Annotated in this window: 10 protein-coding genes; 4 read left to right on the top strand and 6 right to left on the bottom strand. The window is 72.3% G+C overall.

What is annotated here, in order from left to right; all coding sequences use genetic code 11:
* Positions 1-12: 12 nt before the first annotated feature.
* The 4 genes from ACFYO8_RS22340 to ACFYO8_RS22355 all read right to left on the bottom strand — a co-directional run bounded on the left by ACFYO8_RS22340 (position 13) and on the right by ACFYO8_RS22355 (position 5,501).
* A complete protein-coding gene (locus ACFYO8_RS22340; protein ID WP_355096873.1) occupies positions 13-459 on the bottom strand; it encodes a hypothetical protein in 447 nt (148 codons plus the stop codon).
* On the bottom strand, positions 456-4,280 hold the full coding sequence (locus ACFYO8_RS22345; protein ID WP_387257485.1) for a toxin glutamine deamidase domain-containing protein: 3,825 nt from the start codon (positions 4,278-4,280) through the stop codon (positions 456-458). Before ACFYO8_RS22345 ends, ACFYO8_RS22340 begins: the two co-directional genes overlap by 4 nt.
* 447 nt (positions 4,281-4,727) lie before the next feature.
* Positions 4,728-5,084 (bottom strand): hypothetical protein, encoded by a 357-nt coding sequence (locus ACFYO8_RS22350; RefSeq protein WP_354865079.1) that lies wholly within the window; start codon positions 5,082-5,084, stop codon positions 4,728-4,730.
* 3 nt (positions 5,085-5,087) lie between these two features.
* Positions 5,088-5,501, bottom strand: a complete 414-nt coding sequence (locus tag ACFYO8_RS22355; protein ID WP_354865077.1) for a YbaB/EbfC family nucleoid-associated protein — start codon at positions 5,499-5,501, stop codon at positions 5,088-5,090.
* Between the two features lie 78 nt (positions 5,502-5,579).
* Here ACFYO8_RS22355 and ACFYO8_RS22360 point away from each other — a divergent pair, with 78 nt between their 5' ends.
* Positions 5,580-6,815, top strand: coding sequence for an SUKH-3 domain-containing protein (locus tag ACFYO8_RS22360; RefSeq protein ID WP_387188938.1), 1,236 nt, complete (start codon positions 5,580-5,582; stop codon positions 6,813-6,815).
* A gap of 3 nt (positions 6,816-6,818) precedes the next feature.
* Here the strand turns inward: ACFYO8_RS22360 and ACFYO8_RS22365 are convergent, their stop codons facing one another.
* Complete coding sequence (locus tag ACFYO8_RS22365) at positions 6,819-8,258, bottom strand: aldehyde dehydrogenase family protein (RefSeq protein ID WP_354865073.1); 1,440 nt, start codon at positions 8,256-8,258, stop codon at positions 6,819-6,821.
* Positions 8,259-8,400: 142 nt separating this feature from the next.
* Here ACFYO8_RS22365 and ACFYO8_RS22370 point away from each other — a divergent pair, with 142 nt between their 5' ends.
* Together ACFYO8_RS22370 and gabT are read left to right on the top strand one after the other, a co-directional pair.
* Positions 8,401-9,837, top strand: coding sequence for a gamma-aminobutyraldehyde dehydrogenase (locus ACFYO8_RS22370; protein WP_354865071.1), 1,437 nt, complete (start codon positions 8,401-8,403; stop codon positions 9,835-9,837).
* A 5-nt stretch (positions 9,838-9,842) separates the two neighbouring features.
* Positions 9,843-11,114, top strand: a complete 1,272-nt coding sequence (gabT, locus tag ACFYO8_RS22375) for a 4-aminobutyrate--2-oxoglutarate transaminase (protein ID WP_355094091.1) — start codon at positions 9,843-9,845, stop codon at positions 11,112-11,114.
* Positions 11,115-11,180: 66 nt separating this feature from the next.
* Here gabT and ACFYO8_RS22380 read toward each other — a convergent pair whose 3' ends face one another.
* Positions 11,181-11,840 carry a hypothetical protein gene (locus ACFYO8_RS22380; protein WP_354865067.1) on the bottom strand — a complete coding sequence of 220 codons (660 nt, stop codon included), beginning with the start codon at positions 11,838-11,840 and terminating at the stop codon, positions 11,181-11,183.
* A gap of 186 nt (positions 11,841-12,026) precedes the next feature.
* Here ACFYO8_RS22380 and ACFYO8_RS22385 point away from each other — a divergent pair, with 186 nt between their 5' ends.
* A complete protein-coding gene (locus ACFYO8_RS22385) occupies positions 12,027-13,310 on the top strand; it encodes a transcriptional regulator (protein ID WP_387257487.1) in 1,284 nt (427 codons plus the stop codon).
* The last annotated feature ends 39 nt before the right edge of the window (positions 13,311-13,349 follow it).

Consider the following 13,349-nt stretch of genomic DNA (forward strand, 5'->3'; position numbering starts at 1 on the left):
TTCCGCCAGTTCTCAAGGTGCGGTGGAGGCGATGGTGGGGTCCGCGGCGGGGTCACCGGCCTGCTGGAGCTGCTCCTCGAACATCACGAACGTCCGCCGCCGGATGCCCTTGATCAGCGCGGCTTCCTCAGCGGTGAACGGCCGCCGCTCCGCGATGGCGGGCGCCTCGAGCGCCCGGACCGTCTCGTAGAGCGCGAAGATCGGCCCCTCGCCCCTCAGGCTCAGGCCGCGTTCTTCTTCGACCCGCTGCACGAACCGCTCAGGCGAAAGCACGAAGATTTCCTGCTCCCTGGCGAAGACGATCTCATCGATGATGTCGTTCGCAGGCCGCCAACCGCCCGTGGTGCGGTCCAGTCGCCACGCGGCTAGGCCGCCGTTGGCGGTCGGAAGGAACTTCACCGGATTGTCGTAGTAGTCGTAGTAGCCCGCGAGGCCGAGCCCGGCCACTGCATCCGTCACTGCGGCTCACCGTTCAAGGTCGTTTGAAGCGCGGCCCAGAAGTATTCACGCTGCCGTCGAACTATGCCCTTCCGGATCGCTACCTCCGTGGCAGACAGGCTACGTGCCTCGCTCCTGGGAACTGCCTCCAGGTCACGCCAGACTTCGAACAACGAGTGCTCCCACTCCGCCACCTGGTCAAGTGCCGCCAGATGAAGACGGAACTCACCGATGTGCCCGGCCGAGGTCTGCACTAAGAACTGAATATCTCGATACCCGCTGTCCTGGGGTTTGCGAAAGCGATCGCTGAAGTCCACCACCTGGAAACGAGGGTTGTTGCTCAGTTCGGCCAGTCCGGCATACAGGTCGTCAAGCGTCTGATAGGAGACCCTGCCTGCCGCAAGGTCGCGAAGGCGGGCAGCGTTTCCGCCATTCCGTTCGATCTTGTCCTCAGCCCGAACACGATCCTTCGGTCCGGGTCGTGGCTTGTACTCTGCTCCGTCCGCCGACATACCAGCCAGTTCACGCCCCAGCGAGTCAAGTTCACGCTGAGCGGTAACGGCCTCCTGGTAGAGGTGATCCAGATACTGATCGCGATACGCGAGGTCGTTAGAGCGTGATTTGTCGAAGCTCGGCTGGACAGCCACCGGCCGTTCGCCATCGAAGCGGCTACTCACCTGGATCTGCTGCGGACTGAGCGGGGTCGGCTCGATCGAAGGTGTGGGTGCCGTGGCAACAGCTTCGGAGCCGCGGTCTTGTATCTCCCCCAGTACGTCTTGCAACACGTCGATGGCCTGCTGGTGGCTCGCCAGGTGATGCAGGGTCAGCGGCCGGGCGGTCAGCGAGTTGGCGAGCTCCGGTGTCGCCAGGATCACCCGGACCAGGTCGGGCCGCTCCGCGAGCTGCCGCACCAGCGTCTCGGCGAGCAGTTCCTCCCGTCGCGGCGGCGCCTCCCAGCTCTGGTCGAGCATTCGCTGTACCCGCGGGTCGGCGAACAACCGGGTGAGGTCGGTCGCGGCGCCCTCGTCCAGCCCGGGTACGAGCCTCCGCAGCGCCGGCACGTCGGCGTGCTGCGCCAGTTCGACGGGCGTCACCCCGGCGGCGAAGGCGGCGTCCAGGTTCCCGCTCGCCGCGAGCACGTCGCGCACGTAGAGCCCGGCCGAGATCCGGTGGGCGTGCGCCTGCCGGTGGTCCTGCCGTACCCGGCTCGGTTCTGGCTCGACCGGCGGCGCGTTACCCGGCAGCGGTCCGTCAGCCCCGCGGTGGAAGGTGGTGGACTCGCCGAGCAGGTGAACATGGTTGAAGTCCGGGACGTGGCCGTCGGCGACTGGCGGCGGGGCCGGCGGCCGTGGCGGCTCCGGGCGGGGCAGCGGCTCGGGTAGGACGTTGTAGGTGCCGGGTGGGCGGCCGGTGAGCGGCAGCGGGCGGCCGTCGGGGCCGAGCACCAGAGCGTCGACGCCGACCACGTTGCTGCGATCCGGACGGCCGCTGTGGTGGTAGATCGGCCGGTCCGCCACCGCGCCCGTCTGCGGGTCGAGGAAGAGGACAGTGCCGTTCTGATTCAACGCCACCCACGCGTGCGACCCGCCGCCCTCGAAGCTGGTGATGAGGAACGCGTAGCTGCCGTGGCCGCCCGACGCGAGTTGCGCGTACAGATCCCGGTAACCGCCGTCCACCAACCGCTGCCGGTCCCGGCCGGTGATCCCGGGCCGATCCGGCGGGCAGAGGTTCTGGAACCGGCCGCCGGTCGTCTGCTCGACCCGCAGCGGTCCGTCCGCCTCGCCGCCCACCGGCCGGTTCACGTCGCCGTTCAGGTAGCCGTCGAACGTACGCGGCGCGGCGACGCGCGGCCTTCCGTGGACCCAGGTCTCGAACAGCGACAGCGTGCAGTCGAGGCAGTTGATCCCCCGGGTGGCGTCGGCCGCCGGGCCGCCGTCGTTGGCGAGACGGAACCAACCGCCGCGCCGGGGATCGGCGGTACGCGCGACGCTGCCGTCCGGGTTGCGCGGCATCTGCCGTTCGAGGTCGGTCTGGTGCAGCGCGAGCGGAGGCCGGAGTCCTCCCCGACGGCCGTAGGGCCGGGATCTGTCGATCGGCTCGGGATGGCCGTTACCGGTGAGCGCGGAGCGGTCGGCCGTCTCCACCGCACCGACGGCCAGGTCCGCCATGTCGTCGTTGATCCGGTAGAAGTCGAGGTCGTCCTCGACCATCACCTGCTCCGGCAGACGCCCGCCGGCGCGGACCACCTCCACCTCGTCCACAGCTCGGTAGTGCAGGCGTTCTCGCAGCCGGCCCTCCAGCACGTGCCTGTCGGCAAGGTCGTGCTGGCCGGCCTGGCGCAGCTCGTGTGCCCGGGTCAGGAGCCAACGCGCCGCCTCGTAATGCTGTTCGGCGCGATCACGCAGCTCCTTGATCTGCGCCTGCCGTCTGTTCTCCTCGTGTAAGGCACGCTGTGACTGCAGGTAACCCTGGTAGCGGCGCCGGTCGAGGCCCTCACGATCGGCCTTCAACCGCGCGGCGCGCTGCTGGGCGGTCTCGCGATGCCACGGCTGGACGTCGATGGGACCAGGGTTCGGCCCCAGGGTGTCGGTAGGCAGGCGATGCGGAGCCAAGGACTCCAGCAGCGGAAAACGGGGGTTCGGTCCTGGCCGGGGTTCGGGTCCGACATTCGGCGCTCCCGGATGTGGTCCCGGCTGAGGGCTTACTGGTGAGACCGATGGCGGTCCCACCTGGCCTCCGTTGCTGATGGGCGCAGTCCGGTCTGTAGTAGGTGGTGCCGCAGCCAGCGGGTGGTCGGCGAGCGACGCGGGAGGTGTCGCCGGTGCGACTGCCGCCTGAACCGGGGTGGTCGTAGACGGTGTGGCATGGTCGAGCGGCGTCACCACCGAACCCGCGCCGCCATGGGCTCCGATCGCGGGCACGGACGGGCCGGCGACTGGCGCGTCCGTGACCACCGAGGACAACGTGGGGCTGGTGGCGACCGTCGGACGTGCCACGTCGTGCGGGACGGTATCGGCGTGCGGGACGGTATCGGCGTGCGGCGGCAGCGGCGGCGGCTCCAGGCCCGGGCGGGGCAGATCCACGGCGAGCGGGTGCGCCCCGGCGACTTCGGGCGAGACGTGCGTGGGGCTCACGGGGACCGCATCCGCCATCGCGCCGCCGCTCGGGACGACCGCCTCGGCGACCCGCTGGGCCGGGATCAGCCCGACCGGATCGGTAGCGGGCGGCACGTCCAGGCCGACCGGCGAGACCGGCAGCCCGCTCAACTTCCCGTCGAGGCGGTGGTGCAGTGCCGAGTCCGCCTGGCCGGTGGCGGAACCGGTCACACCGGAGGCCGCCGCACGTGCCAGATCCTCCAGCGACGGTCCGTTGCCGGTGGCCAGGCCCGCGGCGGTCTCGGCGAGCGTCTCCCCGGCCATCTCCCGCCCGAAGCGCTCGCCGATCTCCGCGAAGCGCCCGTTGGCGTGCCGGCCCAGACCGGCAAGCGGCGCGACCGCGCCGCCGGCGAATCCGCCGAGGGCCGACGTGCTCACGTCGGTCAGGTCGAGGCCGCTCCGCCGGCCGGTGGAGTTCTGGTACGCCTGGGTCCCGAGGCTGGTGGTCGCCTCCTGACCGGCCTCCAGCAGCCCGCCGATCGCGGCCCGCCGGGCCAGCTTGCGAGCGCCGGACTTGGCCACCTCCTTCGCGGCCCGTTCACCCGCCTCCTTGAGGCCCTGCTTGACCGCCTTGCGTGCGAGCTGGGCCACCAGCCGCTTGAAGATCTGCTGCACCACGACCCGCGTGGCGGTGACCGCTGCGGCGGCCGCCGGGGAGGCGGCGCCCAGGGTGAGCACGGCGGCCACCGCCAGCGACAGCAGCTCGATGACCAGGATGCCCAGCTCGATCCAGGCTTCCAGCTTCGCGCCCTCGATGTCGCAGCCGCAGGAGTCGACAAGTCGCGCCAGCTCGTCGGTGGCCGAGATCAGGACGTGCAGCGGCGCATCGTCACCCTCGGCGAGCTTGTGCCATGCCTTGTCGAACGCGCCGGCGACCAGGCCGACACCCCCGTAGCCGCTCCTCACCTCACCGGCGGCGGTTATCGCGTCGTCGCGCGGACGGGTCAGGACGCCGGCCACGCCGTACCACTGGTCGGCCAGGTCCCAGACGGACCGCTCGTTGCCCTCCGGCCACTCGACGCCGACCACCCAGTCGAGGGCCTCATAGATCCAGCCGGGCACGTCCCAAGGGCAGAAGTCGAGCGGGTGCGGGATCGGGCTGGGCAGCATGCTCACGCGCGGGTCCTCCGGTGGTCAGCGCCGGGGCCGATGGGGGTGGTGCCCTTGCTGCGGGATCTTCCCGAGGTCGCGGGCGTTGCTCAGGTCCGTCTCGACGGTGGCCGCGACCGAACGGACGACGTCCGACCCGAGCACCTCGAGCGATCGGCCGAGAAGCTCCCACGCGCGCAGCAGCGTCTCGGCGTAACCCTGGTAGTGCTTGTCGAAAGCGGCACCGATGTCGTCGCGGCCCCAGGGCCGCTGGGCGCTCGCGACGGCGATCGGATCGCCCGTCTCCTGCCGGGCCGCGCTCACCGCCCGCCCCGACAACTCCAGGTCAGCACCGCCGCGGCGGGCCCGGTCGGGGTCCAGCCAGATCTCTCCCCCGGCCACGTGTCACTCGCCGCGGGCCAGCACGGAGTCGGCCCGGCCGAGCAGCGCGCCGAAGTCGTTGGTACGCAGGAACTCGACCGACGGGGAACCCGGCGGCAGGTAGCCGGAGACCAGTTCCCGGGTCGCGGTGGTCGCGGCGGTGGAGGCGCGCAGCACGGTCTCGGTGATCTTCCGGCTCAACGCCCGGGCGTCCCGGTCGTGGAACACCCCCGGGCTCACCTCGACACTGATCAGCTCGCCTCGCGCGCCGACCACCGCGGTCACCTGACCGTCGTCGGAGCGTTCGGTTACCCGCAGCTCGGTCAGCTTGACCTGGAGTTCGTCCAGGCCGGACCGCAGGCGCTGGTATTGGCCGTACACCTCGTCGAATCGCGCGCGTAGTGCACGGTTCGCATCTCGGTCCGCACTCTCGGCCACCGTCGCTCCCCTTCCGTCACCGTGGGTAGGGCCGACCATACCGGGTGCCACGAAACCCGTGGGGTCCGGTAATTTCAGGTGGTGATCGAGCGACAGCAGGCCGAGCAGATCGCCTCCGTGTGGGCCCGGCGGGACTCCGAGCGTCTCGGTTTCCCCTGCACTCCGGTGGTCGAGGAATTCGACCTGGGCTACCTGGTCAGTTCCACGGTGTCGACCGACGCCCGGGCGCTGCCCGGCGACCTGCCGACCACTGTGATCGACAAGGAGACCGGCGAGGTGTCGACCTGGCCGCGGATCCCGGCACCGGCGGTCGAGGAGATGTACCGCCAGCGGCACCCGGCCGAGCCACGCGCGCCGCGTACCGTCGATCCGGCCGCCCAACTGCTCCGCGAGCTGACCCGGCTGCCCACACCCGGTGCGGCGGCGCACCTCACGCTCGACGGCCGGCGGCACGTCGCGCAGGGCGCGAAGGGCGACGTCGAGGTGCGCCACCATCCCCTCGTCCGGTCCTATCTGGACGAGCTACCCACCGGCCACCTGGTACGCGGCGGCGAGCGGCACGCCGAGATGATCGTCGTCTCCGACGCGCTGTACGAGCACGACCACCGCCGGACCGCCGAGGGCATGCCACCACTGTCCATCAAGGAGGCCCGCGACCTGCTCGGCGCGAGTCGGATCGAGGTCTACCGCAGCCGGGAACCGGGCGACCCCCTGGCAGGGCTCGCCGAACTTCCCTGTGACTCGTGCGTCAAGTTCCTGGTGCGGTTCGGGGTGCTCCCGTGGTCCGACCTCGCATTCGTGGAGGACTGGCGACCGGAGCCGCGAGAGGTCATCCAACCCGGGCGCTTTCCGGACGAGGTCGCCCATGCCCTCATGGACGGCGGCTGGCAGATCAGCATTTTCAATGAGGCACTCGCTATGGGCGCGATGGCCGAGACGAAGGAGATCGCGGGACAGCATCACCGGCATGAGCCCTTCCCGGCCGCAGAGGCGGCGCTCACCGCGTTCCCGGCCGTCCTGAGCCGTCGACGCGGGCCCGGGGAGCAGGTCTGGATCAGCCGGTTCACCACGAATCCGCTGCGGGTCGCGCACACGGCCGACTCCCTCGCCGACTTCGCCGCCGTCCTGGGCGCCCGCCTCTTCCCGCTCGGCAGCGAACGTCAGGAGAGCATCCTCGCGGTCGACGAGCACGGCCGGATCTTCGCCCTCGACCAGGCCGGCGAGTGGTTCCTCGGCGAAGACATCGACGCCGCCCTCACCACCCTGCTACTCGGCCGCGCCCCCGCCCGGGTCCGCGACGACGGCACCTGGTGACGATCAGAGGGCCACGCCGGTCAGCACCGTGACCCGGGGCTCGGTGTAGTCGTCCATGGCGCTGCGCAGCCCTTCCCGCCCGACCCCGGAGCCCTTCATGCCGCCGTACGGCATCTGGTCGGCCCGGTACGACGGCACGTCGCCGACGATCACACCGCCGACCTCCAGCGTCCGGGCCGCGTCGAACGCCACGTCGAGCCGGTGGGTGAAGACACCGGCCTGGAGGCCGTACGCGGAGTCGTTGACGGCGGCGAACGCGGCCCGGTCGTCGGCGACCGGGGCGACCACCAGGACCGGCCCGAACACCTCCTCGGCGCACACCTTGGCGGCGGCGGGCACGCCGCTGAGCACGGTGGGCGGGTAGGTCGCGCCGTCGCGCCGTCCGCCGGTCTCGACGGTCGCGCCGGCGGCGACCGCCTCGTCCACCCAGCCCTCGACGCGCTGCGCCGCCTCGACCGACACCAGCGGGCCGACATCCGTCTGCTCGGAGCGCGGGTCGCCGGTGCGCAGCGCCCGCACCGCCGCGACGAGCCGGGGCAGGAAGCCGTCGTAGAGCCGTTCGTGCACGTAGACCCGCTGGACCGCGATGCACGACTGCCCAGCTTGGTAGTTGGAGAACGTGGCGATGCGCTGCGCGGCGAAGGCCAGGTCCTCGTCGGCCGACCAGTCCGCGCAGATCACCGCCGCGGCGTTGCCGCCGAGTTCCAGCGTGACGTGCTTGTCCGGCGCGGCCCGGCGGATGGCCGCGCCGACCGGCCCGGAGCCGGTGAACGAGACCACGGGCAGTCGGGGGTCGGTGACGAGTTCGGCGGCGCGCTCGTTCGGTAGCGGCAGCACCGAGAACATGCCCTCGGGCAGGTCGGTCTCGGCCAGGATCTCGCCGAGCAGCAGTGCGGTGAGCGGTGTCGCCGGGGCCGGCTTGACCACGATCGGGGCGCCGACGGCGAGCGCCGGGGCGACCTTGTGGGCGACCAGGTTGAGCGGGAAGTTGAACGGGGTGATGCCGAGCACCGGCCCGCGCGGCACGCGCCGGACCAGGGCGATCCGCCCGGTGGCGGCGGGGTCGGTGTCGAGCCGTTGCAGCTCGCCGGAGAAGCGGCGGGCCTCCTCGGCGGCCCAGCGGAACGTGGAGATCGCGCGCCCCACCTCGGCCTTGGCCCACTTGACCGGCTTGCCGTTCTCGGCGGTGATCAGGGCGGCGACCTCGTCGGCCCGCTCGGCGAGTCGGCGGGAGACGTGGTCCAGGGCCGCCGCGCGGGCGTGCGCGGGCAGGGCCGCGGCCTCCGCGGCCACCCCTGCGGCACCCGCGACCGCGGCTTCGACCTGGTCGGCCGTGGCGAGCGTGGTACGCCCCACCGCCTGCCCGTCGTACGGGTGGGTGGCTGTCAGTTCGCTCTCGCCGTGGGCGGGGCGGCCGGCGACGTAGAAGGCTCTCGGCTCCACGCCCGGCAGCCTAGACCACAGACGTCCACGCGGAAACAGTTGCTCAAACCCTTGTCTGCCTCGGATTTAGTAGCCAAGATGGCATTGAGATTGCGATAACCTCCGCCGACCCTCCCCCCGGCCACCTTCACGGAGACTACTGATGAGCGACCAGCAGCAGCTGCGCAACTTCGTCAACGGCGAGTACGTCGAACCGGTGGACGGCGGCTACGCCGACCTGATCGACCCGTGCACCGGCGAGGTCTTCGCCCAGGCCCCGGTCTCCGGCGCGGCGGACGTGGACGCGGCGATGAAGGCCGCCTCCGCCGCGTTCGAGACCTGGCGGGACGCCACGCCGGGCGAGCGGCAGCGGGCGCTGCTGAAGTTCGCCGACGCGGTGGAGGCGCGGGCCGCGGAGCTGGTGGACGCGGAGGTCCGCAACACCGGCAAGCCCCGGCAGCTCACCACCGAGGAGGAGCTGCCGCCGGCCGTGGACGAGCTGCGCTTCTTCGCCGGCGCGGCCCGCCTGCTGGAGGGGCGCTCGGCCGGCGAGTACCTGGCCGGGCACACCTCGTACGTGCGGCGCGAGCCGATCGGCGTCTGCGCCCAGGTGACGCCCTGGAACTACCCGCTGATGATGGCGGTCTGGAAGATCGCCCCGGCGCTGGCGGCTGGGAACGCGGTGGTGCTGAAGCCGTCGGACACCACGCCGGTGTCGACGCTGCTGCTGGCCGAGATCGCCGCCGAGCACCTGCCCCCGGGCGTGTTCAACGTGGTCTGCGGCGACCGGGACACCGGCCGGGCGCTGGTCTCCCACCCGACCCCGCAGCTCGTGTCGATCACCGGCTCGACCCGCGCGGGCATGGAGGTGGCCGCGGCGGCGGCGCCGGACCTGAAGCGGACCCACCTGGAGCTGGGCGGCAAGGCCCCGGTGGTGATCTTCGACGACGCGGATGTGGCGGCGGCGGCCGAGGCGATCGCGATGGGCGGCTACTTCAACGCCGGTCAGGACTGCACGGCGGCGACCCGCGTGCTCACCGGGCCGGGCATCCACGAGGACTTCGTGGCCGCGCTGACCGAGCAGGCCCGCAACACCCGCACCGGTGCGCCGGACGACGCCGACGTGCTCTACGGCCCGCTGAACAACGCCAACCAGCTCGCCCGGGTCAGTGGTTTCGTGGACCGCCTGCCCGACCACGCGAACGTCACCACCGGCGGTGGGCGGGTCGGCGAGCGCGGCTTCTTCTACGCCCCGACTGTGGTCTCCGGCGTACGCCAGACCGACGAGATCATCCAGGACGAGGTGTTCGGGCCGGTCATCACCGTGCAGCGCTTCTCCGACGAGGACGAGGCGGTGCGCTGGGCCAACGGCGTGGACTACGGCCTGTCCGCCTCGGTGTGGACGCGTGACCACGGCCGGGCCATGCGGATGACCCGCCGGCTGGACTTCGGCTGCGTCTGGGTGAACACGCACATCCCGTTCGTCTCGGAGATGCCGCACGGCGGCTTCAAGCACTCCGGCCACGGCAAGGACCTGTCGGTCTACAGCCTGGAGGACTACACCCGGATCAAGCACGTCATGCACAACATCGAGGGCTGATTCCGATGGCCACCAGCGAGGAGTTGCACAAGCGCCGGGTCGAGGCCGTGGCGCGGGGCGTGGGCAGCACGATTCCCGCGTACGTGGACCGGGCGGGCGGCGGCACGATCACCGACGTGGACGGGCGGGAGTGGATCGACTTCGCCGCCGGCATCGCCGTCACGAACGTGGGCAACTCCGCGCCACGCGTGGTCGAGGCGGTACGCGCGCAGGTCGAGCGGTTCACCCACACCTGCTTCATGGTCGCGCCGTACGAGTCGTACGTGGCGGTCTGCGAGCAGCTCAACGCGCTGACCCCGGGTGGCTTCGAGAAGCGCTCGGCCTTGTTCAACTCCGGCGCCGAGGCGGTGGAGAACGCGGTGAAGATCGCCCGGCACGCGACCGGGCGGCCCGCGGTGGTGGTGTTCGACCACGCGTACCACGGCCGGACCAACCTGACCATGGCGCTGACCGCGAAGAACATGCCGTACAAGCACCGGTTCGGGCCGTTCGCCGGTGAGGTGTACCGGGTGCCGATGTCGTACCCGCTGCGCGACGGCGGGCTGGACGGCGCCACCGCGGCGGCCCGCTCGATCGAGATGATCGAGAAGCAGGTGGGCGCGGAGAACGTGGCGGCGCTGCTGATCGAGCCGATCCAGGGCGAGGGCGGCTTCGTCGTACCCGCGCCGGGGTTCCTGCCGGCGTTGCGCGAGTGGGCGACGGCGGCCGGGGTGGTGTTCGTCGCCGACGAGATCCAGACCGGTTTCTGCCGCACCGGCGACTGGTTCGCCTGCGAGCACGAGGGCGTGCAGCCGGACCTGATCACGCTGGCCAAGGGCATCGCGGGCGGGCTACCGTTGGCGGCCGTCACGGGCCGGGCCGAGCTGATGGACGCGGTGCACGTCGGCGGTCTCGGCGGCACGTACGGCGGCAGTCCGATCGCCTGCGCCGCCGCGCTCGGGGCGATGGAGACGATGCGGGAGCTGGACCTGGCCGCCGCCGCCCGCCGGATCGGCGCGGTGATGGGCGAGCGGCTGGGCGCGATCGCCGCCGGTGACCCACGCGTGGCCGAGGTACGTGGCCGGGGCGCGATGCTCGCCGTGGAGATCGTGCAGCCCGGCACGCTGACGCCGGACCCGGCCGCCACGGCGGCGATCTCGGCGGCCTGCCACGCGGCCGGGCTGCTCACGCTGACCTGCGGCACCTACGGCAACGTGCTGCGGTTCCTGCCTACGCTGGTCATCTCCGACGACGAACTGGGCCGGGGCCTGGACATCCTGGCGGCCGCCTTCGGCTGACCCCGGACGTGGAACACCATGGGCGTGACCTCCCCCGGGCCTGCCCATGGTGTTCCACCCGGGAACTCAGCGGATCAGCTCGACGGTGTTGCGCCGGACCAGGTTCTTGCCGGGTTCCCGGATCGCGTCCATGGCCGCCGTGTTCAGCAGCACGCAACTGCCCGACGGTCCGGTGACAGTCACCGTCACCGCCTTGCCGTTGTCCTGGTTCGTCACCCGCAGCCGGGTGCCCACCGGGAACTGACCGCTGGTGGCGGCCGGCGTACCGCCCTCGGCGAAGAACGTGATCGCGCCGGAGCAGACGCTGCCGCCGATCGGCTGCGCCGCGCCCGGCCGGGTCTCACCCGGCTGCGCGCCCGGCACCGGGGCGGCGGCACCGTCGAGGCGTTCCACCACGTTGCGGCGGATGACGTTCTTGCCCGGCTCGCGTACCAGGTCCATGGCGGCGGCGTTCAGCAGCACGCAGCTCCCGGACGGCCCGGCCACCGTCACCGTGGCCACCTTGCGGTTGTCCAGGTTCGTCACCCGCAGCCGGGTGCCCACCGGGAACCTGTCGCTCGTCGCGGCCGGCGGTCCGTCCTCGGCCGAGAAGGTCACCGAGCCGGCGCAGACTGATCGCGCGGCCGGCGCGGTGTCCGCGAAACCGAGTCCGGTCCCCACCGAGACCGCCACTGTCGCGGTCACCGCCACTGTCGCCGCCAGCACGTGCTTGCGCTGCACCCTCACGTTCTCTCCCGTCGTCGCTGTCGTTCGACGCGTGGTACGGACGGGAGGGCCGGACCGTTCGATCGGTCGACGGTCCACAACGGAACGTGACGCACCTGTGACGCTCCGGACGTCGTCGCCGATACGTGCCGCCGCGCCTTGGCGCTCGGGGGTGAGGTGGGTCACGATGGGCGGAAGGAGGCGCTGGTGGCTGACCCGTGGCTCGCCCTGGAGTTCGGCGTGGATCCGGCGGAGCGGATCGCGCAGGTCGGCGCCGCCCACGAGGCGTTCCTCGCCGCCGGCACCACCACCGGCGGGGTCCGGGAGGTGGTGGCCCGTTCCTGGAAGCGGTCCGCGCTGCTGGACCCGGAGGCCACGCCGCCTGTCGACCTCACCGACGGCGCGTTGGAGACCTACCGCGCCGCGCACCCGCTGGCCCGGGTGATGCCGCTGTTCCGTGACCTGCTCGGGGGCATCGCGCAGGACGGCGCGCACCTGATGGCCGTCTGCGACGCCGCCGGGCGGCTGCTCTGGGTGGAGGGCCACCCGGGGGTGCTGCGGCACGCCGAGCGGATGAACTTCGTGCCGGGTGCCCGCTGGGACGAGGCGCACGCCGGCACGAACGCGCCCGGCACCGCCCTCGCCGTCGACCACGGCGTGCAGATCTTCGCCACCGAACACTTCGTCCGGCCGGTGCAGCGCTGGACCTGCGCCGCCGCGCCGATCCACGACCCGGTCAGCGGCGCGCTGCTCGGGGCCGTCGACATCACCGGCGGGGACCACCTGGCCAACCCGCAGAGCCTCGCGCTGGTCCGGGCCACCGCCCGGGCCGCCGAGGCGTTCCTGGCCGGCGCCGCGCCCGCCGCGCCGGATGTGGCGTACGTGTCGGCGCTCGGCCGCGACGAGGCGGAACTGCGCGTCGGCGGCCGGCGCATCCGGCTCGGCCGGCGGCACAGCGAGTTGCTGGTGCTGCTCGTCGGCCATCCCGAGGGGCGCACCGGGGAACAGCTCGGCCTCGACCTGTACGGCGACGACAGGCGGCACCCGGTCACCCTGCGCGCCGAGCTGTCCCGGCTGCGCCGCGTGCTCGGCGAGGAACTGCTCGACTCCCGCCCGTACCGGCTGCGCCCGGCCGTGCGCGCCGACTTCCGTACCGTCACCGAACTGCTGGAACGTGGCGATCCGGCGGCGGCGCTGCGCGCGTACCCCGGGTCCCTGCTGCCCGGGTCGGACGCGCCGGGAGTCGCGCGGCTGCGCCGCCTGGTCGACGGCCAGTTGCGCGCCGCGGTGCTGGCCGGCGCCGACCCCGGCCTGCTGGCGGCCTGGACCGCGACAGCGGCCGGGTCCGACGACCTGGCCGCCTGGCAGGCCCTGGCGCGGGCGCTGCCGCCGGGCGCGCCGCGCCGGCCGCTCGCGCTCGCGCGGGCCCGCCAGCTCGCCGAGGAGTACGCGTTGCCGCGTGCAACGTTCCTGCAACGTCCCGGAAACTAGCCTGCCCGCCATCCACCCCAGACGGACGGCGAGGTACCC

This window comes from Micromonospora sp. NPDC005257 (assembly GCF_042872445.1).
Lineage (GTDB): Bacteria > Actinomycetota > Actinomycetes > Mycobacteriales > Micromonosporaceae > Micromonospora.

Coding starts and splice junctions, on each gene's coding strand:
- ACFYO8_RS22370 (WP_354865071.1), top strand. CDS start 8,401: ATGAGCGACCAGCAGCAGCTGCGCAACTTCGTCAACGGCGAGTACGTC.
- gabT (WP_355094091.1), top strand. CDS start 9,843: ATGGCCACCAGCGAGGAGTTGCACAAGCGCCGGGTCGAGGCCGTGGCG.